Genomic DNA, 26098 nt, shown 5'->3' on the forward strand with positions numbered 1-26098 from the left:
CGATGGTGAGGCTGCCCGGCCCGCCCTGTCCAGGGCCCAGGCTCGTCTCATCTGCCCCGTTGACCCCAGTGACCCCACCAGCCCCGCTGCTGTGGCCTCCAGCCCTCCGCGTCGGCCTCCTGGGACGTACGACCGCCTCGGTCGGCCGACGGGCGCTCTGCCAGCCGGCGCAGGTGGTCGGCCACGGCGGTCGCGTCGCCCGCCGGCTCATCGCCCCGTCGACCCGTCGTGATCGCCTCGGCCAGCGCCCGCAGCTCGGACGGCGGCAGGACGGGCAGCCCCATGCCGCGCAGTGGGATGGTGACCCCCCGGGCGCTCCCCGGGTCGGTCGCGAGGATGGCCCGCGCCTGCGGTTCGCCGGCCGGGTCGTTGACGTCCGCCTCGCGGTACGACACCGCACCGGACTCGATCCGGGCGGTGGCGAGGTCGACGGTGCGGGTGCGCAGCGCACCGCGTACCCGAGCCCTGCTGCCGTCCAGCCAGGCGGCCGTACGGAGCACCCGCAGCACCAGGTAGAGGCCGAGCAGCACGAAGGGCAGACCACACAGGCCGACGAACGGGCTGGGACCGGACTGGTCCGGGTCGACGGAGTCGCGCAGTCCGGGCGGCAACAGCCCCGGTGGCAGGTCGCGAGCCTCCTCATAGGAGGCGAACGCGTCGCCCCGGCCGGTCAGTCGGCGCAGCAGCCCATCGGCGATGAGGGGCAGTGCCACGAACGCCGCGCCGACGGCCGTGAGCAGGACGCCGAACACCACCGCCACGACGCGCTGGCCGGGCGACGCGCCGACCGACAGGCGCAGCTCCTGGTTGGTCACAGGAGGCAGCGTAAGACCCCGCGAACAACGAAGCGCCCCGGCTGGTGGGCCGGGGCGCTTCGTTCGAGGTGGTGGAGGTGCCGGGAATCGAACCCGGGTCCTTCGCCGGTTTGTCAGGGCTTCTCCGAGCGCAGCTCGCTGTGCCTCTACTCGGCCCCACCGCTCACGCGAGCAAGTTGGTGTGACGGGCCCAGTCGCTGATTAATCTCGCCGCACGGACCCCGCGACCGGGTCCGATTGGCCAGCCTCCTAGCTGATGCCGGCTACTGGGACGAAGGCGTTCCCAGGCCGACAGACTTAGCTACTCGCCTCAGGCGGCGAGAGCGAAGTCAGCGCGATTTTGCTTGGCGCTTATAAGTTTCCGACGACCGATTCTCGAGACGACGTCGGCTTCCTCGGCTCGCTTCCCCTGTCGCTGCGTACGAAGTCGAAACCAGTCACCCCCTCGACAGGCCGCCGATGTGGCGGCACTGACAAGACTAACGCCTGCCGCAACAGCTTTCATCCCGAGCCCCGGGCCGGCACGCCGACCCGGGCAAACAGGATGAACTAGTCGTCCATTCCCTTGCCGCGTCGACCGGACACCCGGGCGATCTCCCGGTCCGCGTCGCGCTTGGCGAGATCCTGGCGCTTGTCGTACGACTTCTTGCCCTTGGCCAGGGCGATCTCGACCTTGGCCCAGCCGTCCGAGAAGTAGACCTGCAACGGGACGATGGTGAAACCGCCCTCGCGGGTCCTGCCGAGGAGCTTGTCGATCTCGCCCCGGTTGAGCAGCAGCTTGCGGGTACGCCGAGGCTCATGGTTGGTCCAGGTGCCCTGGGTGTACTCCGGGATGTGCATCGCGTGCAGGAACAACTCGCCGTCACGTTCCTGCGCGAACGCGTCGACAAGTGACGCCCGCCCGGCCCGCAGCGACTTGACCTCGGTGCCGGTCAGCGCCATGCCCGCCTCGTACGTGTCGAAGATGGCGTAGTCGTGGCGCGCCTTCTTGTTGGAGGCGACCACCTTGCGCCCCTTTTCCCGTGGCATCGGTGCCACCCCCTCTCCTGGCGTCCGCGGCCGGGCTCACCCCGGCCGGACAACCGATCATGCTACCCGAATCACAAGGACCCTCCCGCGCCGTTTATTTCCGGCTGCGGGAGGGTCCTCGGGAGACCACGGGACGACCCGTACGGTGCCTAGACCCGCAGGTAGAAGCGCAGGGTGATCCAGGCGGTGCCCGCGCTGACCAGACCACCGACGCCGGCCATCAGCGGGAAGATGAACAGGATGTCGCCCCAGGTGATCGGCGAGAGCAGACCCTGCAACGCGCTCAGCGACCCGTCGAAGAGCAGATACTTCGCCGCGACCAGGGCCACCAGACCGAGCAGTGAACCGATCAGGCCGGCCACCACGGCCTCCAGCACGAACGGCGCCTGGATGAACCAGTTGGACGCGCCGACCAGCTTCATGACCGCCACCTCACGCCGCTTGCTGTACGCGGCCACCTGAATGGTGTTCGCGACGAGCAGCAGGGCGGCGACCGCCATCACGATGGCGGCGGCCAGGGCGATGTTCTGGATCGCGGTGAGGATGTTGAAGATCTTGTCGAGCAGTCGACTCTGGTCGACGATCTCCTCGACACCCTCCGTGTCCTTGTACTGGTCGTAGACGTTCTTGTACTGCTCCGGATTGTTCAGTGTGAGTCGGAAGGACTCGGGCAGCTGGTCCGGCTTGACCGCGTTGACCAGATCCGGCGCGTCCTGGTACATCGACTTGAAGCGCTCGTACGCCTGGGCCTTGTCGACGTAGATGACCTCCTTGACCAGGGGGTCGCCGTCGAGCTTGGTCTGCAGGTCGGTGCGCTGCTGCTCGCTCACCTCCTGCTCCATGAAGATCGAGACCTGGATGTTCTTGTAGTAGAGGTCCTTCATGTCGTCGACCTGGCGGTACATCAGACCGCTGGCGCCGAGCATGGTCAGCGAGACCGCCATCGTGATGATCATCGCGATGGACATGGTCACGTTGCGCCACAGTCCGACCAGTACCTCGGACAGGACGTATTTCACGCGCATCGGGATTTCCTCCGGGTCTCCGGCATGAGGTGTTCGTCGTCAGGCTGCGCAGGGGTGGAGCGCCGGCTCACCCGTAGACGCCGCGGGCCTGGTCACGCACGATGCGACCGCTCTCAATCTCAACGACGCGGCGGCGCATCTGGTTCACGATGTTGGAGTCGTGGGTGACCATCACGACGGTCGTGCCGGTGCGATTGATCCGGTCCAGCAGACGCATGATCTCGATCGAGGTGTCCGGGTCCAGGTTTCCGGTGGGCTCGTCCGCCAGCAGGATCAGCGGACGGTTCACGAACGCCCGGGCGACGGCGACCCGCTGCTGCTCACCACCGGAGAGCTCGTGCGGGTAGCGATGCTCCTTGCCACCGAGCCCGACCAGCTCCAGCACCTCCGGCACGACCCGGCGGGCAACCGCCTTCGTCTTGCCGATCACCTCAAGGGCGAACGCCACGTTCTCGTAGGCGGTGCGGTTGGGCAGCAACCGGAAGTCCTGGAAGACGCAGCCGATCGAGCGCCGGAAGTGGGGTCGCTTCCAGGAGCGCATCGACGTGACGTCCTTGCCGTTGACGACGACGCGCCCCTTGTTGGGGGCCACCTCGTGCAGCAGCATTTTGATGATCGTGGACTTGCCGGAGCCGGATGGACCGATGAAGAAGACGAACTCGCCCTTCTCGATCGAGACGGACACGTTGTCGAGCGAAGGCCGGGACGCCTTCGGGTACGTCTTCGTCACTTGCTCAAGCTGAATCACGGGTGGTGAGTCTACGCGGTGTAACAACTGAGCCAAGCCCCACGCCCCACAGATCCGGCGCGCGTCGTCGAATCAGGCCTCTACCTGGAGATCGATGACGCGCTCCGCCCGCGAGCCGTCACGCAGTGTCGTTGGCGAGTTGACGCTGCTTGCGCCAACGGATGCCGGCCTCGATGAAATCGTCGAGGTCGCCGTCGAAGACCCCGCTCGGATTGCCGGTCTCCTGCTCGGTTCGGAGATCCTTCACCATCTGATACGGGTGCAGGACGTAGGAGCGCATCTGGTCGCCCCACGAGCTCGTGCCGCCGCTCTTGAGGCCGGCCATCTTCTCTTCCTCCTCCTGGCGCTTGCGCTCCAGGAGCCGAGCCTGAAGCACCCGCAGCGCGGAGGCCTTGTTCTGCAACTGGGACTTCTCGTTCTGGCAGGTCACCACGATGCCCGTCGGAATGTGCGTCAGGCGCACCGCCGAGTCGGTGGTGTTGACGCTCTGCCCACCCGGCCCGGAGGAGCGGTAGACATCGACCCGAACCTCGTTCTCCGGGATGTCGATGTGGTCGGTCTGCTCGGTGACCGGCAGAACCTCGACACCCGCGAAGCTGGTCTGCCGACGGCCCTGGTTGTCGAACGGGCTGATCCGGACCAGCCGGTGCGTGCCCGACTCGACGCTGAGCGTGCCGTACGCGTACGGCACCTTGACCGCGAAGGTGGCCGACTTCAGGCCCGCCTCCTCGGCGTACGACGTCTCGTAGACCTCGGTGGGGTAGCCGTGCCGCTCCGCCCAGCGCAGGTACATCCGCAGCAGCATCTCGGCGAAGTCCGCGGCGTCCACGCCACCCGCGCCGGCTCGGATGGCGACCAGCGCCTCCCGGGAGTCGTACTCGCCGGAGAGCAGGGTGCGGACCTCCATCTCCTGGATGGCCTTGGTCAGCCCGGTGATCTCCGACTCGACCTCGGTCAACACACCCGGGTCGGCCTCGGCCTCGGCCAGCTCCAGCAGCACCTGGGCGTCGTCGAGGCCGGAACGCAGGCTGCCCAGCTTGCTGATCTCGCCGTTGACGTACGACAGCTGCGAGGTCACCTGCTGGGCCTTGGCCTGGTCGTCCCACAGATCGGGGGCGGAGGCCTCCTGCTCCAGGCGGGCCTTGTCCTCGTGGAGCCGGTCGAGGTTGAGGACGGCCTCGATGTTTCGCAGGGTCGCGTCGAGTTCCTTGAGCTGTTCGGCGTAATCGGCAGCGGTCACGACAGACAAGCGTACTGCGTCGGGAGCGGAGCAGCTCGTTCCCTATGCGCGAACCCGCCGAGCGTCACCCGACGGGGGCGGACTTCAACCACGACAGGGCCGCCCGGTGGTAGGCGACGGCGAACTCCAGCGCGCTGGCGTCGTACGTCTCGCCGTCCCGTTTGGCGTTCTTCACCTGCTCCCGCACCTGGGCGAGGGCCTCGGTGTGGTATTCGTTGGCCGAGGCGTACAGGCCCTTCAGCTGGCTGGCGGAGTGCAGGTTGCCGAACGCCATCCGGAGCGCTATCGGGTTGCGGATGGTGTCCCGCCCCGGGTTCTCCGCGAGCCAGCGGGAAAACGTCCGTTTTCCGCTGGCGGTGAGTGCGTAGGGCTGGCTCATCCGCGGGCCCGGCTTGCCGAGCCGCACGTAACCCCGCTCAGCCAGCACCGGCAACTCGCGGTACACCTGACTGCGGGTCATCGACCAGTACGGCGCCAGACGGCGCTCAGCGGCGGCCATCAACTGACCGCCTGTCATCGGGCCCTCGTGGAGGAGGCCGAGAAGGGCCGCCGCCGTAGGGTTGACTCCGGAATCCGCCATGGCCACTACGCTGCCACTTTGCGCACCCGGCGTCCAGGATTTGCCGGTTTGCCACCCGACAGGACTTCCTAAGTGCACTGTCGGCGGCAGACTGTCCGTTGAGGACTATCGATGGATTGCCACATTCCGGGCATCCCGCCGGCGGCGCCACGCGCCGCCGGCGGGTCGTCGCCGGTCAGCCCATGTGGGGGTACGTGTGGTCGGTCGGCGGCACGAAGGTCTCCTTGATCGTCCGCGGAGAGACCCAGCGGACCAGGTTCAGCCAGGAGCCTGCCTTGTCGTTGGTGCCGCTGGCACGGGCGCCACCGAAGGGCTGCTGCCCGACCACAGCGCCGGTCGGCTTGTCGTTGATGTAGAAGTTGCCGGCCGCGTACCGCATCCGCTCGCCGACCGACTCGACGACCCGGCGGTCGGTGGCGAACACCGAGCCGGTCAGCGCGTACGGGGCGATCGACTCCGCCTGCGCGACGACCTCGTCGAAGCGGGCGTCGTCGAACACGTGCACGCCCAGGATCGGCCCGAAGTACTCGGTGGTGAAGGTCTCGTGAGCGGCGTCGCCGCACTCGAAGAGCGTCGGTCGCACGAAGTAGCCGACCGAGTCGTCGGCGGTGCCGCCGGCCAGCACCCGGCAGCTGTCGTCACCGGCGATCAGCTCCAGCGCGGCGGTGTGCCGGGCGAAGGCCTTGTCGTCGATGACCGCACCGCCGAAGTTGCCGAAGTCGGTCACGTCGCCGTAGGTCAGCGAGTCGGCGGTGGCGGCCAGCCGGTCCCGCAGCCCACCCTCCCAGATCGAGCGCGGCACGTACGCCCGCGAGGCCGCCGAGCACTTCTGGCCCTGGTACTCGTACGCGCCACGGATCAGCGCGGTGTGCAGAGCGTCCACGTCGGCGCTGGTGTGCGCGACGACGAAGTCCTTGCCGCCGGTCTCGCCGACCAGGCGCGGGTAGCCCCGGTAACGGGAGATGTTGTCGCCCACGGTCCGCCACAACTGCTGGAAGACCTTCGTCGAGCCGGTGAAGTGGATGCCGGCCAGATCCGGGTCGGCGAGCACGACATCGGAGACCTCCTCGCCCCGACCGGTGACCATGTTGATCACGCCGGGCGGGAGGCCGGCGGCCTCGAACAGCCGCATCGTGAAGTGCGCGGCGAACTGCTGGGTCGGGCCCGGCTTCCAGACCACGGTGTTGCCCAGCAGGGCCGGCGCCGACGGCAGGTTGCCGGCGATGGCGGTGAAGTTGAACGGGGTGACCGCGTAGACGAAACCCTCCAGCGGGCGGTGGTCGAAGCGGTTCCAGACGCCGGGCGAGGATGCCGGCTGCTCCTCCAGCAGGCGACGCGCGAAGTGCACGTTGAACCGCAGGAAGTCGATGAACTCGCACGCCGCGTCGATCTCCGCCTGGATCGCGGTCTTCGACTGACCGAGCATGGTGGCGGCGTTGAGCGTGTCCCGCCAGGGACCGGCGAGCAGCTCGGCGGCACGCAGGAAGATCGCGGCGCGCTCCTCGAAGGGCAGCGCCCGCCACATCGGCGCGGCGTCCTTGGCCGCCCTGGTCGCGGCGCGGGCGTCGTCGTGGGTGGCGTGCCCGGTCACCCCCAGCACGTGGGCGTGCTTGTGCGGCTGCACCACGTTGATCGGGTCACCGCCGGCCATCCGCTGCTCACCGCCGATGGTCATCGGCAGGTCGATGCGCTCGGCGGCGAGCTCGGTCAGCCGCCGCTGGAGCCGGTCCCGGTCGGGGCTGCCCGGCTCGTAGTTGCGAACCGGCTCGTTGCGCGGCTCGGGAACGGAGAACACGGCATCCATCAAGGCTCCTGGCGATCTCGACAGCAGTGGCGAAACCGGACCCGCGGGCACCGACCGGATGGCCGGACACCGGACACCGCACGGGAGGCCGAGCAGCGGCGGGACCTCCCGTGATTCTCCCACGACGGGCCGCGCGACCCACTTCCGCCACCGCCCCGCGCCAAGGACCGCCCCACCCCTCCTCCCCTTACCGACCGGCCTCGATCCGTCCCGCCGTCCCGGGGCGACAGGCAGCCCAGCGGGCCCGCGTACCCTGAATGGTCGGTGACCTGCCGCCTCGAAGGGGAGACGATGACCAAGCAGCCCGGCCGCGTCCCGGCCGCCGAGTCGGACGAGCCGGTGGTCGACGCGGCCAGCGCCGGCAGTCGGCCGCTTCCCGCCCCCGGCGCCGCAGTGCTCGCGCTGCTGGCGCTCGGCTGGCTGGCCGCCATGCTCTGGTCCACCCGGGAGGCCATCACCTCGGCGGCGGCCGGGGTCACCGCGATCAGCCTCTCCGCGTTCGCCCTGCCCGGCGTGATCTCGGCCGCGCTGGTGGCCGGGGCAGCCGTCGCGCTGGCCGCCGGCAACCTGCTGGCCCGCCGGTACGGCGACTGGGCCACCCTGCGCTTCGCCGGGGCGATCGGCGGCGGAATGCTGGTCGGGCTCGCCGCCGCGGTCGCCATCAACCTCACCTACTTCGACACGTCCACCACCAACGTGATCGCCGGCACCACGGCGGCCGCGGCGATCATCGGCGGCGCGCTGGCCGGCGCGCGGACCGCCCCGGCGATCGGTGCTGTGGTCACCGCCGCGCTGGGCACGCTGATCTTCGTGGTCGCGTTCAGCCGCGCCCGGGACCCGCTGTTCGACCTCTTCGGCTCCGGCGACAGCCAGGAGTCGTTGATCAACGCAGCCAAGTGGGTGTCCCGCACCGAATCGCTCGTCGCCGGGCTGCTCGCCGGGCTACTGGCCTTCGGCTACCTGACGTGGGCGCGGCGTCGAGCCGTCCGCCGCGATCCCGAGGCACCGACGCTGCGCTGGCCGGCGTACCTGCTCGCCGGCGCCGGCCCGGGGCTCCTCCTGCTGCTCGCCGAAGTGATCATCAGGGTTGGCGGCCGGTCGCTGCTCGACCTCGCCAGCGCGCTCAGTGAGGCCGACGCGGTGGCCCAGACCTCGCTGGGCACCTCGCGGGTCGACAACGGCATCTGGGTGCTCTTCGTGGGGGCGCTGACCGCGCTCATCGCGTTCGGCCGCACGCTCAGCCCCGCCCACAGCGACGACGACGAACCCACCCACGACCCGAACCCGGTCGCGGCCCAGGTCGACCCGGCGGACGACAAGCCGGGCTACGCCAAGGCGTTCGACGCCGACCCGGCCGAGACGTTCGACGCACCTGAGACCTCCGACGCCGACCAGGCAAAGGCAGACCCAACGCGCTGAGCCGCCCCCTTCCCCGGTCGATCATGGAGTTGTGGTGGGCGGTTCACCCGCCTGTGCGGCTTATGCTCACCACCACAACTCCATGATCGGCGCCGGGGGCAGCTCGGGCGGTCTGGGCCGGTGTTCCCGGTCAGTCGGTGGCGTGGAGAAGCTGGTCCAGCTCCGTCACGTCGTACCACTCCAGTTCGTGGTCCTCGGCGCCGTCGACGGTGAACTGGGCGTCCGGGTCACCAGCCGCCGCCTCGGCCACCACGTCGGCAGCCGCGCCGACCTCCTCGGCCGCGTCCGCGCCATCCACGTGGATGGCCGCGACGGCGCCCACCGGCACGGCGTTGGTCAACGCCACAGAGCTGGAGCCGAGCTCACCGTCAGCGCGCCCGACCGCCGCCGACGGCAGGTCGACCGAGACGACGACGCGACGCCGGGGAGCGGTCGGATCGGCCCGGAGCAGGTGCAGGGCGTCCTGGGCTGCGCGGGTGAAGGCGACGTACTCCAACTCCTCCTCGTCACCCTCGGCGTACCACTCACGAAGCGCCGGAGTCACGGCGTGCGCCTGGTCGGCGGCCAGCCCCTCCTCGCGAAGCCGGGCCAGCATCGGTACGGTCGCCGGCACGTACACCCGGACAAGCTCGTCGGTCACCGGTCGTCTCCCCGCGTCGTCCTCCACCGGCGGCCGCCGGCACGGGCGCAGATCATGCCGCACGCCGTGACCGTCATACACCCCGGCTCCGGCCGGAGGAAGTTTCCCGCCGGTGTGTCCCGCGCGGGTTGGTCGGCCACCGGACCGGTGCGGCGCTGGGCGGCGGGGTCTGTCGGTGGCAAACTGAGCCAAACGACATCAACCCCGGGAGTTTCTGTGGAACCCAGGTTCCTGCTGCTCTCCGACGTGGCCGCCGAGCTCAACGTGTCGGACTCGCAGGTCTACCACATGGTGCGCAGCGGTGAACTGCCGGCGATCAAGATCGGCGGGCGCGGCCAGTGGCGCGTCGAGCGCACGCGGCTGGAGGAGTACATAGCGCGCAAATACGATGAAACGGCAGACTGGGTGCAGAGCAACCCGCTGGTCGACCGCGACCCGGAGTAGCAGCGCCCCGCCCCACCCGTCCATCCCGCCCGCCGAGCCCCGTCGAGGCCCGCCGACGCCCGTCGACGCCCGTCGAGGCCCGCCGAGGCCCGTCGAGGCCCGTCGAGGCCCGTCGAGGCCCGTCGAGGCCCGTCGAGGCCCGTCGAGGCCCGCCGAGGGCATGATCCACTCGGTTTCGCGGAAGTCGGGGCATTGAGGCCGCTCGGACACCGCGTCATCAAGGAACCCGAGTGGATCATGCCCTTTGTCGGGTCGAGGCCACCGCGAAGCCATTGACCGAGGCCGTTCCGTCACTCAGAATCGAACTAGTCGGAGGCAAACGTAGGCAAACGCAAGATCGAAGGGGCCCTGATGAGCGGAGCGCGACCCGGTCCTTCCCGACCACCAGTGCGGCTACGCCCCGTTCCGCCCTTCGACCCGCCCTACGTGGACGAGAGCGACGGGTCGTACTGGCCGGGGCCGACCGACGGTCAACTCGCCCTCGACCTGTTCGCCTCCACCCGACCCAGCCCGGTTCGGCCGGCGGAGCGGCGAGCAGCCCTGCGCCCGGTGCCCAGCCGGTCCACCACCCACCCGGTCGCGTCGTTGCCGCCGTCGACCGCACCGGAAACCACCCGGGCCGCGCACCGCTTCGTCGGCACCTGCCTGGAGGTGGTCAACGGCTACCGTTCGCCGACCCAGGTGCGAGCGCTGCTCGACCCGGCCCGAGCGGGTGACCTGCTGACCGAGCTCGCCCGCGCATCCGGCCGGGCCGGGACATCCCGCCGCCGTAGCGGCCGGCCGCTGGTCCGGCTGCTACGCCTGCGGGTCTGTGAGCCCCGGGAGACCGCAGTGGAGGCGGCAGCCGTCCTCACCGGCGCGGGCGGCCGAAGTTGGGCGATGGCTTTGCGCCTCGAACATCGCCGGGGCCGCTGGCTCTGCGTCGCCCTGCACGTGCTCTGACCCGCCTGCCCCACACGGCGGCGAGGCTCACAAGAACACCGACGGGCCCCGGCCTGGTCGGCCGGGACCCGTCGGTCAGACGCTGTCGGTGCAGCTGCTGTTGGTCAGTTGCCGCCGTTGGGCGCGCCGTGGCAGCGCTTGTACTTGCGGCCCGAGCCACACGGGCACGGCGCGTTGCGGGACGGGCCGTTGCTCGCCTCCGCCTGGTTCGGTGCCGGCCGACGGGCAGCAGCCGACGGAACAGCCGGGCCACGCAACCCGGATGCCGGCCGCTGCGGCGCGGACGGCGCGCTCCGCCCCGGTGCCGCCGGAGCACCCGGAGCCGGTCGGCCCACACCGAGCGCCGGTGCCTGCTGTTCGGCCTGCTCCACGGCGACCGCACCCGGGCTGGCCTCACCGTCGATGGTGGGGGCGGAGTATTGCAGGCCCTGCCGCCGCGGTGCCTGGTTGAGGCCCTTGGCCCGGATCTCCACCGGCTTGTCGAGCAGGGTGACCTCGTCGGCCCCCTCCTCCGGCTCCGGTTCGGTCACCTGGACGTCGACGTTGTAGAGGAAACCGACTGTCTCCTCCTTGATGCCCTCCATCATGGTGGCGAACATGTCGAAGCCCTCGCGCTGGTATTCCACCACCGGGTCGCGCTGGGCGTACGCCCGGAGGTTGATGCCCTCCTGGAGGTAGTCCATCTCGTAGAGGTGCTCGCGCCACTTGCGGTCGATGACCTGGAGCAGCACCATCCGCTCGAGCTGGCGAACGCCCTCGGTGCCGAGCTGCTCCTCACGCCGGTCGTACGCGGCGTTGGCGTCGTCCTTGAGGCGGGCGACCAGGAAGTCGGCGTCCATGCCGGCCCGGGAGCCACCGGCCTCCTCCTCCAACTCCTCGATCGTCACGCCGACCGGGTAGAGCTGCTTGAGGCTGGACCAGAGCTGATCGAGGTCCCAGTCTTCGCCGTAGCCGTCCGAGGTGGCGCCCCGCACGTACGCCTCGACGGTGTCGTCGATCATGTTGCGGACCTGGTCGGAGAGGTCTTCACCGTTGAGCACCCGGAGCCGCTCGGCGTAGACGACCTGGCGCTGCTTGTTGAGCACCTCGTCGTACTTCAGCACGTTCTTGCGGATCTCGGCGTTCTGACCCTCGATCTGGGCCTGGGCGCTCTTGATCTGCCGGGTGACCATCTTCGACTCGATGGGCACGTCCTCCGGGATGTTGAAGCGCTCCATCACCGCCTCGACCGCTCCGGCCCGGAAGCGCCGCATCAGCTCGTCCTGAAGGGACAGGTAGAAACGGGACTCGCCCGGGTCGCCCTGCCGGCCGGCACGACCACGCAGCTGGTTGTCGATCCGCCGGGACTCGTGCCGCTCGGTGCCCAGCACGTAGAGGCCGCCGGCGGCCGAGACCTCTTCCGCCTCGGCGTCGCAGGCCTGCTTCCAGGTCGGAAGGACCTCCTCCATCGCCTTGGCGTACTCTTCCTCGTTCTCCAGCGGGTCGAGGCCGCGCTGGCGCAGCTCGTTCGCGGCGAGGAACTCGGCGTTGCCACCGAGCAGGATGTCGGTGCCGCGGCCGGCCATGTTGGTCGCCACGGTGACCGCGCCCTTACGCCCGGCCTGGGCGACGATCTCGGCCTCCCGGGCGTGGAACTTGGCGTTCAGCACGTTGTGCGGGATGCCACGGCGGCGCAGCAGCTGGGAGAGGATCTCGGAGTTTTCCACCGAGACGGTGCCCACCAGCACCGGCTGACCCATCTGGTGCCGCTCGGCGATGTCCTCGATGACGGCGTTGAACTTGGCCTTCTCGGTCTTGTAGATGACGTCCGGCCGGTCCTCGCGAACCATCGGGCGGTGGGTCGGAATGGTCACGACGCCGACCTTGTAGACCTTGTTGAACTCGCTCGCCTCGGTCTGCGCCGTACCGGTCATCCCGGACAGCTTCTCGTAGAGGCGGAAGTAGTTCTGGAGGGTGATGGTGGCCAGGGTCTGGTTCTCCTGCTTGATCTCCACCCCCTCCTTGGCCTCGATCGCCTGGTGCATGCCCTCGTTGTAGCGACGGCCGTGCAGGATGCGACCGGTGAACTCGTCGACGATCAGGACCTCACCGTCGCTGACGATGTAGTCCTTGTCGCGCTTGTAGAGCTCCTTGGCCTTGATGGCGTTGTTGAGGTAGCCGACCAGCGGGGTGTTCACCGACTCGTACAGGTTGTCGATGCCGAGCCGGTCCTCGACCTTGGCGACACCCCGCTCGGTCACCGCGATGGTGCGCTTGGAGTGGTCGACCTCGTAGTCGCCCTCGCCGTCGGTGCCGGGCTGGAGCCGGGCCACCACGCCGGCGAACTCGCCGTACCAGCGGGCGGAGTGCTCGGCCGGGCCGGAGATGATCAGCGGGGTGCGGGCCTCGTCGATCAGGATGGAGTCGACCTCGTCGACCACCGCGAAGTTGTGCCCGCGCTGCACCAGCTCTTCCTTCGACCAGGCCATGTTGTCGCGCAGGTAGTCGAAGCCGAACTCGTTGTTGGTGCCGTAGGTGATGTCGCACTCGTAGGCGGCCTTGTGCTCACTTGCCGGCCGGTTGGGCAGCACCACGCCGACGGTCAGCCCGAGGAACTCGTGCACCCGGCCCATCCACGCCGCGTCACGCTGGGCGAGGTAGTCGTTGACCGTGATCACGTGGACGCCCTTGCCGGAGAGCGCGTTGAGGTAGACGGCCATGACCGAGGTCAGCGTCTTGCCCTCACCGGTCTTCATCTCGGCGATGTTGCCGAAGTGAAGCGCCGCGCCGCCCATCACCTGGACGTCGTACGGGCGCTGGCCGAGCACCCTGGCGGCCGCCTCACGGGCCACCGCGAACGCCTCCGGCAGCAGGTCGTCGAGGGTCTCACCCTCGTCGAGCCGCTCCCGGAACTGTTCGGTCATGCCGGCCAGTTCCTCGTCGGTGAGGTTGACGTAGTCGTCCTCGATCGAGCTGACGGCATTGGCGATCGCCTTGAGGCGGCGCACCATGCGGCCCTCGCCCGCGTTAAGGACCTTTTCCAGAATCGACACGGATCAACGCTCCCCTAGACAGTCTCGAACCATCGTAGGCGCTTCATCGGCGCGATGGTCACTGGTGGCGGTGCTCGACCCCGCCGAACCCGACATAACTCGCGTCCTGCACACGCCCCAAACGTTATCCGGTTACGCCGTCGGCGAACGCTACGGCAGGATGCACGGGTGGAGCTCGTGGAGATCATCGAGGACGGCGTGCTGCTGCGGCCCTGGCGAGAGACGGATGCCGAGGCCGTGCACCGAGCCTGCCAGGACCCGGACATTCAGCGTTGGACCACCGTACCGCGCCCGTACCGGCCGGAACACGCCCACGGATTTGTCACCGAGATGAGCCGGAAGGCCTGGGCCGAGGGCACCGGGGCACCGTTCGCGGTCTGCGACCCGGACACCGGGGAGCTGCTGGGTTCCAGCGGGCTCACCTCGATCGGCGAGGACGGCACCGGTGAGATCGGCTACTGGACGGCACCCTGGGCGCGTGGTCGAGGCGTGATGGTCCGGGCCACCCGGGCGGTTGCCCGCTGGTCCTTTGACACCCTCGGGCTTCGCCGGCTCATCTGGCAGGCCGAGGTGGGCAACCACGCCTCCCGGCTGGTGGCCCTCCGGGCAGGTTTCCGGATCGACGGCAGGTTGCGGCTGGCCGACCCGGCGCTGCTGCCCGGAAGCGCGGACGGCTGGATCGGCTCGCTGCTGCCCGGCGAGGTGCCGGCCGCCGGGTCGGCCGGTCCGGCCGGACCGGGCACCCTCGCCGCCCTTCGGGCCGCCGTCTTCGGCCGCCCGCAGCCCGTTCTGTTCGCCGAGACCGGGGCTGGCGAGCTGCGGCTACGGCCGATGGAGGAGAAGGACCTGAACGCGGTGGTGCAGACCTGCCGGGACCCGGAGACCATCCGCTGGACGACGGTGCCGGACCCGTACGACCGCGCCGACGCGGAGGGCTACCAGGCGTACGGCCGCGACTCCTGGGCTCGGGGGGACGCCGCCTGTTTCATGATCGCCGACGCCGACGACCGGTACGTGGGCACGCTCGACCTGCGGCTCTCCCCCACCGACCCGCTGGTGGCCGACACCGGCTTCATGACCGCGCCGGCAGCCCGGGGCCGGGGCTACCTGCCCGCCGCGCTGGTCGCGCTCAGCGCCTGGGGCTTCAGCACGTTGGGCCTGGCGCGGATCGAGTGGAAGGCGAACGTGGGCAACACCGCCTCCCGGCGAGCGGCGGAGAAGGCGGGCTTCCTGATGGAGGGGACCGCCCGGGGTGGCGTGCAGCACCGGGGCGAGCGGGTGGACGTGTGGGTCGGGGCACTTCTCGCGAAGGATCTGGGATGAGATTGCGGCCGGTGGTCGAGGCGCACGGGGTGCGGCTGCGTCCCTTTCGCCCGGAGGACAACGCCGACGTCGTCGACGGCTGCGCGGACCCGCTGACCCAACGGTTCGTCTCGAACCTCCCGACGCCGTACACCGAGGCCGACGCCCGCTGGTGGATCGACGTCGGCGCCCCGGCGGCCTGGACCGGCGGCGGCACTGCGTACGCCGTCGCGGACCCCGCGACCGATCGGCTGCTCGGCGCGGTGGGGCTGAACAACCCGGTGCCCGCCAGGGGTCAGCTGGAGATCGGCTACTGGATGCGGCCGGCGGCCCGCGGTCGCGGGCTGGCCACCGCGGCGACCCGCGTGCTGAGCGAGCACGCGTTCGCTGCCGGGGCGGCCCGGCTGGAACTGCTCACCGAACCGGAGAACGGTCCGAGCCAACGGGTCGCGCTGGCCGCCGGATTCCGCTACGAGGGTCTGCGCCGGTCGGCCGGTGCCTCCCGCGACGCGGGCCGGCACGATCTGCTGGCCTGGGTACGCGTCACCGGTGATCCGCCCGGCCCGACCGCCCGGCTGCTGCCCGACCTGCCCGGCGGGGCGCTCACCGACCAGGTGGTGGCGCTGCGCCCTCTCGCGCCGGACGACGCGGCGCTGATGTACCGGTTGCACAGCCGACCCGAGGTGGTGGCGAACCAGGCGCCGCCGGTGCCGCCGACCCGCGAGGCGATGGAGCGGCGTTGTCGTCTCGCGCAGAGCGGCTGGCTGACCGGCGAGATCGCCAGGCTGATGATCACGGACGTGACCAGCGGCGAGCCCGTGGGCAGTTGCGGCTTGTCGTACACCGACGTGGCCGCCGGCGAGGCGTCGGTCGGCTACGCGTTGCTGCCGGACTGGCGCGGCCGGGGGTACGCGACGAGGGCAGTCCGGTTGCTCGCGGGCTGGGCGTTCGGCTCGGTCGGTATCGCCCGACTGTCGGCCGGAACGGTGCCGGACAACACCGCGTCGCACCGGGTGCTGGAGCGGGTCGGTTTTCGCCGCGAGGCAGTTCAGCGCGGCCGACTGCCCGGACTGGCCGGCGCCCGCCTGGACGACCTGACCTTCGCGTTGCTGCCCGCCGACCCCCGCTGACCGGTGTCGTGGGGTTGTGGTGGGGCACCCACCGCAACCCCACGAGCTGCCGGTCAGGTATCGAGGGAGATGATGCCGTAGTCGTACGCGTGGCGCCGGTAGACGACGCTGGGGCGGCCGGACTCCTTGTCCTGGAAAAGGTAGAAGTCGTGGCCGACCAGTTCCATCTCGAACAACGCGTCGTCGATGGTCATCGGCTCCGCCGGGTGGACCTTCTCCCGGGCGATGTGCCACGGCTGGTCGTCGTGCTCCTCTTCGACCCGCTCCGCGACAGCCGTGCCGGCGCGGGCGCCATCGCTCGGCGCGCTCAGCGCGTTGGGCACCAGGTCCGCGACCGGCAGGCCAGCGGTGGCCTCGGCGACGGAGATCGGCGCGTGCCGGCCCCGGTGTACGCGGCGACGGTCGGCCGCGCGGCGCAGCCGGGTGTCGAGCTTCGCGATGGCCGCGTCGAGCGCGCTGTAGAAGTCGTTCGTGCAGGCTTCGGCCCGCATGACCGGGCCCCGGGAAACGCAGGTGATCTCCACCCGCTGGCAGTGGTCGGCTTGGCGCGGATTGCGCTCGTGAAACAGCTCGACATCAACGCGAATAAGTTTGTGGTCGTAGCGTTCGATCTTCGCGAGTTTCTCGGCTACGTGTACCCGGTAATGGTCCGGCACTTCGACGTTTCGGCCCTTGACCACGATGTCCACGTGACCTCCCTTTTTCGGACGGTCTTCGATCCGGTTACCCGGCCGCGCGCCGTGGGGAGACCCGCTGGCGTCGACCGGTTGGTACGGCTACGCCTCCTCTCACCGCCGAGGGTGGTGGGAACGACCTCCTACCCCCGACAGCGAAACGCTAACTCTTGTTTGCCCGGCAGTCACCCCATGTTGCCGAGACGACCCAGGATTTTTCGCAGCTCGTACACCAACGGGTGAAACGGAAACACTAAGGGTTACGACTGGTGCCTTTTCTCGGTCGCCGCGAGCACCGCCGCAACACCCGGTGCCCATCCTGTCGCGGTCAGCACCCGGCTCGCGGCGGCGAGGGTCACGCCGGTGGTGACGATGTCGTCGAGCAGCACCACGACCGGCGCCGGGCCCCCGGCACGACCCTGGAGCGGCCCTGTCGGGCGGGGCTGGAAGGCCGCCTCGGCCGCCGCCGCGCGCGCGGCGCTGTCCAGGGTGACCGAGTCGGGCCGGGGTGACGCCCGCAGCGGACGGTGCACCCGCACCGCCCAACCGCTCCGGTTGAGCCGGGCCGCGCAGTGCCGGGCCAGCCGGTCGAGGTGGTCTCCGTAGCGGGACCGGGCCGCCGCCGCGGTGTCCGGGACCGGAACCAACGCCAGCGGACGGGCCCCACCGACAGCCGCCGCGACGACCTCGGCGAGCAGCGCGCCGAGCGGGCGAGCAAGCCCGTGTCGGCCGTGTTCCTTGTACGCCAGCAGGGACTCGCGCAGCGGACCCGCGTACGGGCCGAGGGTGACGCAGGACGGCAGGCCCGGCGGGGCGGGGGTGGGGCGGACCGCCCGTGGCCGCAATGCACCCAGCGCCACGACACAGGCTGGGCAGACCCCGTGCCGCAGGCCGGGTCGGCGCTCCCGACAACCGGCGCAGTCGGCGGGCAGCACCAGGTCGGCGAGGTCCGCCCAGAGCCCGCTCACCGTGTCAGTAGAGGAAGAACGGCGCGGACGGGTTGCTCGGCCGGACACCGGTCGGCACCGGGGCGATGTCGCGTACCCGGCCGGGCTCGATCCGTTCGAATGGGCTGCTGCGGTAGGCCACCCCGTTCGCCTCGTACATGTACGCCCCGCTGGGCGTCCGCACACTGCGGTTGGTCGGGTACGCGGTCAGGTGGGTGACCTTGGCGCCGAGGTCGGTCCGCAGCGGTGTCTCCAGGGCGCCGTCGACACTGATCTCGTAGATCGCCGGCTGGCCGACCGACCCCGCCACCACCAACTGGTCCTCCCTGCCCCAGTCGACAGCCGTCGGGTTGGTCAGCGAGGTGACCAGCTCTCGGGGCGGGCCGATGGAGGCCCCGCCGCCGTCGAGGTTGACCGCGGCGACGTAGAGACGGCCGCCGACGATCAGCGCCACCCGCTGGCCGTCCAACCCGGCAGCCACCGCGGTGACCGCGGCGGAGGGCAGGTTGAGCGGCACCGGATACATCCGGGCCGCCTCGTCGAACCGGTAGAGCTGCCCGTCGGCCACGACGAGGCCGCGGCTGGGGCGGTTGTCGACCGTACGCAGCCAGACCGGTCGGCCGATCGAGGAGTATTCGGCGCCGCTGCGGCTGACCACGGAGACCGGGTCGGCACCCGTGCCCACGGCGAGTCGGTACCGGTTCTTGCCGCTGCTGGCGACCACCATCGCGGCGAGGATCCGGCGGTCCTTGGCCAGCCCGAGGCTGGCGGAGACGACGTTACGGTTGGCCTCGGGTGTCAACGGCACCGTGCCGCTGGGCTCGCCGTCGAAGTCGAGTGGGTGGATCGCGCCGTCGTACACGCCGAACCGCTGCGGGCTGGCGGCATACGGGTAGAGCACTCGGGCGTCTCGTCGCTCGCCCAGGTCCACCACGGGCTGCGCGTTGTTGCGGATCTTCAACTCCAGCTGACCGGTGAGGTCGCCCAGCGACCAGGCGATCTGCGTGATCAACTGGTCGATCCCGCTCTGGTCGTCGCCAGACATGTCCAGGTTGACCTCCCACCGACCGTTGCCGCCGGTGGCGTTGTTGATCAGCTCGGTGCGGTCCGGCAGCCCGACGACTCCCGGGCGCAACCAGTCGGAGGGGCCACCGACCAGCCACTTCACCACCTCGTTGACCTGCCGCTCGACCGGCACCGCCTGCGGTCGGTAGCGCTGGTCGGGCACCAGGCGGCTGCGGTCCGAACTCCAGAAGTAGATCGTCTCGTCCTGGTAATACTCCCGAAGGGCGGTGTCGCTGAGCAGCAGCACGTTGGGCGGGTTGATGACGTAGAGGCCGGCCCGGTCATCGTTGACGCCGCCGTTGAAGGACGCGCTGCGCAGGCCGAACTCGTACTCGGTCTCGGTCGCCACCGGTGGGGCCAGGATGCCGTTGGTGCGCAGCACCCCGATCTGCTGCACGGCGATCTTGACGGTCGTGGTCGAGTCGCTGTTGAGGGTGTAGACCGCCTCGCGCAGCCGGACCACGTTCAGCGCGACCTCGCTGCCCTTTTTGTCCTGCAGGCGAGTCTTGTCCTCCGGGGCGATGAACGCCTTGACCCGCTCGTACGCCCGATCCGGCTCGCCGGCGGCGGCGGACAGGAAGTTGCGGACGAACGTCTCGTTGACGCTGCCGCTGGCCGTGCGCGTCGGTGGCTCACTGCCCCGACTGATCACACCGGCCTCGGTCGCGGCGCTGCCCTTGCCGTCCACCCGCACGTCGGATGCCGCCGGAATGCCACAGCCGGCGCCCAGCAGCACCATCACGCCGAGGGTTCCGAACAGAGTCGGCCGTCTCACGAGCGCACCTCCGTCCGCTGCCCGTCGCCAGCCGGAGCCGGACCGATCGCCAGTGCCGCGCCGGTGCCGGGACCGATGGCCAGTGGCCCACCGTCGCGGGGGCCGCCGAACGGTAGGGCGGCGTCGGCCGGCACCAGCCGCAGCGGTGAGGTGGTCAGCCGATCACCAGCACGGGCCGGCAGGGTGAGTCGGAACTGCGCGCCCTGCCCGGGAGCACCCCACGCCTCCAGCCAGCCGCCGTGCAGCCGTGCGTCCTCCAGGCTGATCGACAGGCCCAGCCCGGTGCCCCCGGTCTGCCGGGCCCGCGACGGGTCCGCCCGCCAGAACCGGTTGAACACCAGCTTCTCCTCGCCAACCTTCAGCCCCACACCGTGGTCGCGGACCGTGATCGCCACGGCGGTCTCGTCGATGCCGAGGGTGATCAGCACCGGGCGGGCCTCACCGTGCTCGACGGCGTTGCCGACCAGGTTGCGCAACACCCGCTCGACCCGGCGCGGGTCGACCTCGGCGATGACCGGCGCGCCCGGCAGGTCGAGTTCGATCGGTACGCCCACCCGCTCGGCCAGGCCCGCCAGCCGGTCGACCACCCGGTGCACCACCGGCACCAGGTCGGTCGGCTCGGAATCCAGCATGGCGAAGCCCGCGTCGAACCGACTGATCTCCAGCAGGTCGGTCAGCAGCTCCTCGAAGCGGTCCAACTCGGCCTGGAGCAGCTCGGCGCTGCGGGCGACGGCCGGGTCGAACTCGTCGCGCTCAGCGAAGATCAGGTCGGCGGCCATCCGCACCGTGGTCAGCGGGGTACGCAGCTCGTGGGAGACGTCCGAGGTGAAGCGGCGTTGCAACCGGGACATCTCTTCCAGGCGCAGGATCTGCCGTTGCAGGTTGGTGGCCATCTGGTTGAACGACGCGGCGAGCAGGGCCAGGTCGTCCTCGCCGTTGACCACCATCCGCTGGTCGAGCAGGCCCGCGGAGAGCCGCTGGGCGGTACGTGCGGCGACCCGGACCGGGTTGACCACCAGCCGGGTGACAAGCGCCGCGAGCAACCCGAGCAGGATCACCAGCGCGACCCCGGTGGCCACCACAGTGGCGCGGGCGTCGGCGGCGGTGACGTCCTGCCGGCCCAGCGGGACCAGGTAGTAGAGCTCGATCTGGCCGAAGCGGGTGGGCACCGGCGAGCCGTAGACAAGGTATTTGGTGCTCTCGCCGGTGAGTCGCCCGGTGCGGATCTGACTGGCCACCTTGCCGTCGGCGATCGCGGCTCGCAGCTCGGGGCTGATCAGCGACTGCACGTTCGCCGACGGGGAGGTGCGCGTCTGGATGTCGTTGGGATAGTCGTCGGCGGTGATGGCCACCACCACCCCGCTGGTCTGCTGAGGGTCGCCGCCGGCCAGGTAGTTGACAGTGCCGTCGATGGTCTCCTGGAGCTGCGCCTCCTGCGGCTGCCCGTAGAAGGAGACCTGCTTGGCCGCGTAGCTGGCGCCGGTTGTCACCCGCTGCCGGACGTCGCTGCGCGCGCTGTCGAGCAGGATGGTGGTGATCTTGTCAGCGATCAGGAACGCGAACCCGCCGACCAGGAGGCTGGACGCGACCAGCGTGATGGTCACGACCCGAACCTGGAGCGAGCGACGCCAGGTCTGGTGTGCCCGACCCACCGCACGAGCGACCCGACCACTCACCGCACGCCAAAGCTCCCCGCCGGCGCTGGGCCGGCGGGCAGCCGTACTCGGGGAGGGTGGGGGCGGCGAGGTCGACACAGTGCGACCAGGCTATCCGGTCCCCGCCTTGTAGCCCACGCCCCGCACGGTGAGGATGATTTCCGGTCGCTCCGGGTCTGGTTCGATCTTGGCCCGCAACCGCTGGACGTGCACGTTGACCAGACGGGTGTCGGCCGCGTGCCGGTAGCCCCAGACCTGTTCGAGCAGCACCTCGCGGGTGAAGACCTGACGTGGCTTGCGGGCGAGCGCGACCAGCAGGTCGAACTCCAGCGGCGTCAGCTTCACCTCCTCGTCGTTGCGACTCACCGTGTGCGCGGGCACGTCGATGGTGATCTGGTTGTCCGGCGGCCCGATGGTGAGCATCTCCGGGGCCACGTCCTCGCCTCGGCGCAGTCGGGCCCGCATCCGGGCCACCAGCTCCTTGGGCTTGAACGGCTTGACCACGTAGTCGTCGGCGCCGGATTCCAGGCCGAGCACGACGTCGACGGTGTCGCTCTTGGCGGTCAGCATGACGATGGGCACGCCGGACTCCGCCCGAATCGACCTGGCGACGTCGATCCCGCTCATGCCGGGAAGCATCAGGTCAAGCAGCACTATGTCGGGACGACTGTCGCGAAAAGCGGCCAACGCCCGCTCGCCGTCCGCCACAAAAGAGGGCAGGAAACCCTCACTGCGCAGCACGATGCCGAGCATCTCGGCGAGCGCGGGGTCATCGTCGACCACCAGTACGCGGGCTCTCATGGGATTAATATTGCATCCTCATTCAGTTCGGTGGGACCGGCGTCCGCCGGTAACGCTCAGCGCCGCCGTCAAACCGGGTGCCCGCGGTCCGCGGCGGCGGCGCCACGTGCTGCGGTGCCTGTGCGCACGGATGGCCGCGGGCCAGGCTGCCACCATGATCCCCCTTTGGCGGCGCCCGGCGCCACCGCAAGCCGGACCGATCCGGCTGTCGCCATCCGGACGACGGTCAGCCGAACAGCCCACTCCCCCAGTGTTCCCCGCCGTCGCGTACCCCGGGTGGGCAGGCGAACACCCCGCTGGAGACGTGTCGCAGGTACTCGTTCATCACGTCGTGCCGGGCCAGCTGCGTCTGGATCGGCACGAACTGACGGCGTGGATCACGCTGGTAGGCGATGAAGAAGAGGCCCGCGTCGAGCCGGCCGAGGCCGTCCGAGCCGTCGACGAAGTTGTAACCCCGGCGCAGCAGTTGGGCCCCGCCGTTCCGGCTCGGGTGGGCCAGCGTGACATGGGCGTGCTCGGCGATCACCGGATTCCCGTCCGCGCCACGGGCGGCGAAGTCGGGCTCGTCGAACTCGTCGCCGCGACCCAGCGGCGCGCCGCTGCCCTTGGCCCGGCCGACGATCTCCTCCTGCTCGGCGAGGGCGGTCCGGTCCCAGGTCTCCACCAGCATTCGGATCTTGCGGGTCACCAGGTACGAGCCGCCGGCCATCCAGTCCGGCCCGTCGCCCGGCTGCACCCACAACTGGTCGCGCAGCAGGTCGGTGTCCTCGGCCTTGAGGTTGGCCGTGCCGTCCTTGAACCCGAAGAGGTTGCGCGCGGTCGCCTGCTCCCGCGTGGTCGACGAGGTGCGGCCGAAGCCGAGCTGCGACCAGCGGACGCTCACCACGCCCATGCCCAGCCGGGCCAGGTTACGGATCGCGTGCACCGCCACCTGCGGGTCGTTGGAGCAGGCCTGGACGCAGAGGTCGCCGCCGGAGAGCTGCGGCTGCAACGCGTCGCCGGGAAACTTCGGCAGCTCGGCGAGGGCGGCAGGGCGACGCTCGGCGAGGCCGAAGCGGTCCCGTCCGTCGGCGTCGCGGAACAGCGTCGGCCCGAAACCGATGGTGAGGGTGAGCTGCGAGGGAGGCAGGCCGAGCGCCTCGCCGGTGTCGTCCGGTGGGGCCTCCGGCATCCCGCCGACCGCACCCAGCACCCCGGCGTCGCGCCCCGCCGTCATCCGGACGGCGGCGGCCGTCCACTCCTCCAGCAGCTCGACGAGTCGGGCCCGGTCCTTGGTGATCACGTCGAAGGCCACGAAGTGCAGCCGGTCCTGCGCCGGGGTGACGATGCCGGCCTGGTGCTCTCCGTGAAACGGCACCGCCCCGGCCGGGTGGTCGCTCGCCGCGGCCGGGCCATGGGAGCCGTTCAGCAGCGCCCCCGCGCCGGCCGCCACTCCGGCGACCCCCGCCACCCCGGCGCCGGCCAGGGTGATCGCCCGGCGCCGGGTGAACCTGCTTCCGCTCATCGACTCGACTCTCTCTGCCAGGTGGTCACTTCGCGACGGCCGCGGCGACCTTGCTGATCGGCTCGGCGAGCGCGTTGATCCCGTCGGAGAGCTCCTTGAGCTCGGCCTTGCTCAGCGCGGTGTGCAGCTTCCACCCGTCGCCGTCGCGGTGCTTGCCGAGCAGGCCCTCGACGTTCGTGAACTCGGCGTCCAGCTGGGTGACCAGCTCCGGCGAGCGCTGCTGCAACGCGGGCCGCAGGGCGGACACAGCGGCCTTGGAACCTTCGAGGTTGGCGGCGAAGTCCCACAGGTCGGTGTGCGAGTAGCGGTCCTCCTCGCCGGTGATCTTGCCGCTGGCCACCTCGTCGAGCAGTTCCTTGGCACCGTTGGCGAGCTGGAGCGGGGAGAGCTTCTCGGCGTTCGCCTTGGCCACGATCTCCTTGACATCCACCAGCAGGCGGTCGGCGATCGGGCCGTCCTTGGAGATGTCGCCGGACTGCCAGAGGTCCTTCTCGATCCGGTGGAAGCCGGTGAACTCCATCCCCTCCTCGAGAACCTCCTCGCGGCCATCGATCTTGGGGTCGAGGTCACCGAAGATCTCAGCGACCGGCTCAATCCGCTCCCAGTAGGTGCGGGCGACCGGGTAGAGCGCCTTGGACTTCGCCACATCGCCGGCCTTGACCGCGCCGACGAACTCCTCGGTCTTGTCCAACAGCGCGCTGGTCTGGCTCTTCACGTACCGCTGGTAGTTGTCAGTGGCGTCACCCAGCGCGGCGTCGGCGGTGAGCGGCTGCGCCGACCCGCTGACCTTGAGCGCGCCCCGGATGCCCTTGCCGCTCATCCCCGGCTTGCAGGCCGTCTGGTACGTGCCGGCCGGCAACTCCACGTGCAGCTCGCGGCTCAGCCCAGGGGCGATGTTCTCCACCTCGCCCATCACCCGGTCGCCGTCGGCGTACACGTAGAACTCGGTCACCTTCGCGCCCGAATTGGTGATCTTGAAGGTGGCGGTGCCGGCGCCCAGGTCGGTCGAGCCGACCTCACAGGCGGTGTCGCTGGCCTTGACCACGATCGGTCCGCCGGACCCGGCCGAGTCACCCTTGTCTGAGTCGGAGCAGGCGGCCAGACCGGCCGTGGCCAGCACGCCGGCGGCGGCCAGCGCGAAGAACTGGGTGGTACGCATCTGAGCTGTCTCTCCTCGTGGGTCAGGCACGCTGCGGCGCGGACGCCGCCTCGGCCTCAGCGCCGGTGTCAGCCCCGCGCTCGGTGACGGTGGTGGTGGTCGCGGTGGGTGCCGGCTTACGCCGGGCCGGTCGCAGGAAGAGCAGGAGCACCGGCACGGCGTACGCGACCCAGGCGATCGTCTCCAGCACTGTGGGCGCGGGGGTCACGTTGAACATGCCGGCGAGCAGGGCCGCGTACCAGGTGCTCGGGTCGAGCAAGCTGGTGATGTCGAAGGCCAGGTCGTTCAGGCCGGGCAGGACACCGGCCTCCTGGAAGTCGTGCACGCCGTACTTAAGGATGCCGGCGGCGACCAGGATCAGCAGCGCGCCGGTCCAGGTGAAGAACTTGCTGAGGTTGATCCGCAGGGCGCTGGCGTAGAGCAGCACGCCGAGGACCACGGCGGTGACGATGCCGCCGATCAACGCGAGCAGCGGGCCGCTGTCGCCGGCCGCACCCTGGGCGGCCGAATAGAAGATCAGCGCCGTCTCCAGACCCTCGCGGATCACCGCGAGGAACGCCATCCCGGCGACGGCGAGGGACCCGACGGCCAGCGCCTCGGTGAGCTTGCCCCGCAGTTCGCCGGCGATGGTCCGGGCGGCCCGGCGCATCCAGAAGATCATCCAGGTCACGAAGACCACGGCGGCGACCGAGGTGATCGCCTCGAACAACTCACGATCCTCGGATCGGGACAGCAGCGAGGTCGACGTGTACTCGATCAGCCAGCCGAAGAGCACCGAGAGCGCCACGGCCAGGCCGACACCCGCCCACACCTGCGGCAGCCGGTCCCGGCGCTGCGACTTCACCAGGAAGGCGACCAGGATGCTGACCACCAGGGTGGCTTCCAGCCCTTCCCGCAGACCGATCAGGTAGGTGGCGAACATCCGAGCTCCGAGTAGGTTAGGCACGCCTTGGTTGACTTAGGGCAGGCATACCTTCCTCCTGGCCAGCGTCGTCGTCAAGTCGTTCACGACAAGCTCACCCTGTCTGCGGCGAACTCCACTGTGCGAAGATCGCGCCGTGAGGGGATTCCTGCCGTGGTTGACGGTCCTGGCCGTGGTACTGCTGCTCAGCGCACTACGCCTACGGGCACTGGCCACCCTCGTCTCGCTCGGCTGGCTGGCCTGGTGCATCTGGACCTGGTTCCGCCCCACCCGCCCCACCCGCCGCACCTGACCAAGCCCCGACCCCGCACCCCGAACCCGCACCCCGGCCCCGGACCCCGCGCCCCCGCGCCCCGCGCCCCCGCGATCTTGCACTTTCTGCGGCGACATATCGCACCTAAAGCCGTGAATCTCCAACCGAAACTGCAAGATCGCGGGCGTGCAGG

The 26098-nt window shown here is 70.2% G+C and carries 23 protein-coding genes and 1 other RNA gene; 6 read left to right on the top strand and 18 right to left on the bottom strand.

The genetic code is table 11. The features are described from left to right. Positions 1-47: 47 nt before the first annotated feature. The 8 genes from ACGF3C_RS18990 to pruA all read right to left on the bottom strand — a co-directional run bounded on the left by ACGF3C_RS18990 (position 48) and on the right by pruA (position 7241). A complete protein-coding gene (locus ACGF3C_RS18990; protein WP_393223500.1) occupies positions 48-815 on the bottom strand; it encodes a hypothetical protein in 768 nt (255 codons plus the stop codon). Between the two features lie 69 nt (positions 816-884). Beyond that, positions 885-1260, bottom strand: a transfer-messenger RNA (tmRNA) gene (gene ssrA, locus ACGF3C_RS18995). A 104-nt stretch (positions 1261-1364) separates the two neighbouring features. Continuing rightward, complete coding sequence (gene smpB, locus ACGF3C_RS19000) at positions 1365-1844, bottom strand: SsrA-binding protein SmpB (RefSeq protein ID WP_124854050.1); 480 nt, start codon at positions 1842-1844, stop codon at positions 1365-1367. Between the two features lie 149 nt (positions 1845-1993). Continuing rightward, entirely contained in the window at positions 1994-2869 is an 876-nt protein-coding gene (gene ftsX, locus ACGF3C_RS19005) for a permease-like cell division protein FtsX (protein WP_112582377.1), read from the bottom strand. A gap of 67 nt (positions 2870-2936) precedes the next feature. Beyond that, positions 2937-3617 carry a cell division ATP-binding protein FtsE gene (gene ftsE, locus ACGF3C_RS19010; RefSeq protein WP_030331491.1) on the bottom strand — a complete coding sequence of 227 codons (681 nt, stop codon included), beginning with the start codon at positions 3615-3617 and terminating at the stop codon, positions 2937-2939. 118 nt (positions 3618-3735) lie between these two features. Continuing rightward, complete coding sequence (gene prfB, locus ACGF3C_RS19015; RefSeq protein WP_357208119.1) at positions 3736-4857, bottom strand: peptide chain release factor 2; 1122 nt, start codon at positions 4855-4857, stop codon at positions 3736-3738. A gap of 64 nt (positions 4858-4921) precedes the next feature. Continuing rightward, entirely contained in the window at positions 4922-5437 is a 516-nt protein-coding gene (locus tag ACGF3C_RS19020; RefSeq protein ID WP_238666587.1) for a PadR family transcriptional regulator, read from the bottom strand. Positions 5438-5612: 175 nt separating this feature from the next. Continuing rightward, complete coding sequence (gene pruA, locus ACGF3C_RS19025; protein ID WP_357203330.1) at positions 5613-7241, bottom strand: L-glutamate gamma-semialdehyde dehydrogenase; 1629 nt, start codon at positions 7239-7241, stop codon at positions 5613-5615. Positions 7242-7532: 291 nt separating this feature from the next. On the opposite strand from pruA, the gene ACGF3C_RS19030 reads away from it, so the two are divergent. After that, on the top strand, positions 7533-8660 hold the full coding sequence (locus ACGF3C_RS19030; protein ID WP_393223506.1) for a hypothetical protein: 1128 nt from the start codon (positions 7533-7535) through the stop codon (positions 8658-8660). 130 nt (positions 8661-8790) lie between these two features. Here ACGF3C_RS19030 and ACGF3C_RS19035 read toward each other — a convergent pair whose 3' ends face one another. Next, positions 8791-9300, bottom strand: coding sequence for a DUF6912 family protein (locus ACGF3C_RS19035; protein WP_357233072.1), 510 nt, complete (start codon positions 9298-9300; stop codon positions 8791-8793). Between the two features lie 216 nt (positions 9301-9516). On the opposite strand from ACGF3C_RS19035, the gene ACGF3C_RS19040 reads away from it, so the two are divergent. Together ACGF3C_RS19040 and ACGF3C_RS19045 are read left to right on the top strand one after the other, a co-directional pair. After that, a complete protein-coding gene (locus ACGF3C_RS19040; RefSeq protein WP_355005552.1) occupies positions 9517-9744 on the top strand; it encodes a helix-turn-helix domain-containing protein in 228 nt (75 codons plus the stop codon). A gap of 351 nt (positions 9745-10095) precedes the next feature. After that, a complete protein-coding gene (locus tag ACGF3C_RS19045) occupies positions 10096-10686 on the top strand; it encodes an Rv3235 family protein (protein WP_357233070.1) in 591 nt (196 codons plus the stop codon). A 104-nt stretch (positions 10687-10790) separates the two neighbouring features. On the opposite strand, the gene secA is transcribed toward ACGF3C_RS19045, so the two are convergent. After that, the gene (gene secA / locus ACGF3C_RS19050) at positions 10791-13718 is read right to left on the bottom strand and encodes a preprotein translocase subunit SecA (protein WP_393223510.1); all 2928 of its coding nucleotides are present in this window, start codon (positions 13716-13718) and stop codon (positions 10791-10793) included. A gap of 168 nt (positions 13719-13886) precedes the next feature. On the opposite strand from secA, the gene ACGF3C_RS19055 reads away from it, so the two are divergent. Then, entirely contained in the window at positions 13887-15041 is a 1155-nt protein-coding gene (locus ACGF3C_RS19055; RefSeq protein ID WP_393223513.1) for a GNAT family N-acetyltransferase, read from the top strand. Then, positions 15038-16150, top strand: a complete 1113-nt coding sequence (locus ACGF3C_RS19060) for a GNAT family N-acetyltransferase (RefSeq protein ID WP_393223516.1) — start codon at positions 15038-15040, stop codon at positions 16148-16150. The genes ACGF3C_RS19055 and ACGF3C_RS19060 overlap by 4 nt, the downstream gene beginning before the upstream one ends. Before the next feature lie 53 nt (positions 16151-16203). Here ACGF3C_RS19060 and hpf read toward each other — a convergent pair whose 3' ends face one another. The 8 genes from hpf to efeU all read right to left on the bottom strand — a co-directional run bounded on the left by hpf (position 16204) and on the right by efeU (position 25652). Continuing rightward, positions 16204-16839 (bottom strand): ribosome hibernation-promoting factor, HPF/YfiA family, encoded by a 636-nt coding sequence (gene hpf, locus ACGF3C_RS19065; protein ID WP_357228985.1) that lies wholly within the window; start codon positions 16837-16839, stop codon positions 16204-16206. A gap of 245 nt (positions 16840-17084) precedes the next feature. Then, entirely contained in the window at positions 17085-17792 is a 708-nt protein-coding gene (locus ACGF3C_RS19070; protein ID WP_393223520.1) for a ComF family protein, read from the bottom strand. A 4-nt stretch (positions 17793-17796) separates the two neighbouring features. After that, positions 17797-19575 (bottom strand): LpqB family beta-propeller domain-containing protein, encoded by a 1779-nt coding sequence (locus ACGF3C_RS19075; protein ID WP_393223641.1) that lies wholly within the window; start codon positions 19573-19575, stop codon positions 17797-17799. A gap of 32 nt (positions 19576-19607) precedes the next feature. Beyond that, on the bottom strand, positions 19608-21365 hold the full coding sequence (gene mtrB / locus ACGF3C_RS19080; RefSeq protein ID WP_357228979.1) for an MtrAB system histidine kinase MtrB: 1758 nt from the start codon (positions 21363-21365) through the stop codon (positions 19608-19610). A gap of 12 nt (positions 21366-21377) precedes the next feature. Then, positions 21378-22067, bottom strand: coding sequence for an MtrAB system response regulator MtrA (mtrA, locus tag ACGF3C_RS19085; protein WP_030331519.1), 690 nt, complete (start codon positions 22065-22067; stop codon positions 21378-21380). A 226-nt stretch (positions 22068-22293) separates the two neighbouring features. Next, positions 22294-23571 carry an iron uptake transporter deferrochelatase/peroxidase subunit gene (gene efeB, locus ACGF3C_RS19090; RefSeq protein WP_393223525.1) on the bottom strand — a complete coding sequence of 426 codons (1278 nt, stop codon included), beginning with the start codon at positions 23569-23571 and terminating at the stop codon, positions 22294-22296. Positions 23572-23596: 25 nt separating this feature from the next. Then, positions 23597-24730, bottom strand: coding sequence for an iron uptake system protein EfeO (gene efeO / locus ACGF3C_RS19095; protein WP_357228975.1), 1134 nt, complete (start codon positions 24728-24730; stop codon positions 23597-23599). Between the two features lie 22 nt (positions 24731-24752). Continuing rightward, positions 24753-25652: an iron uptake transporter permease EfeU gene (efeU, locus tag ACGF3C_RS19100; protein ID WP_393223529.1), complete on the bottom strand. Its 900-nt coding sequence runs from the start codon at positions 25650-25652 to the stop codon at positions 24753-24755. Positions 25653-25788: 136 nt separating this feature from the next. On the opposite strand from efeU, the gene ACGF3C_RS19105 reads away from it, so the two are divergent. Continuing rightward, complete coding sequence (locus ACGF3C_RS19105) at positions 25789-25944, top strand: hypothetical protein (RefSeq protein WP_393223532.1); 156 nt, start codon at positions 25789-25791, stop codon at positions 25942-25944. The last annotated feature ends 154 nt before the right edge of the window (positions 25945-26098 follow it).

This window comes from Micromonospora sp. NPDC047762 (genome assembly GCF_043204655.1).
In the GTDB taxonomy this organism is placed as follows: Bacteria; Actinomycetota; Actinomycetes; order Mycobacteriales; family Micromonosporaceae; genus Micromonospora.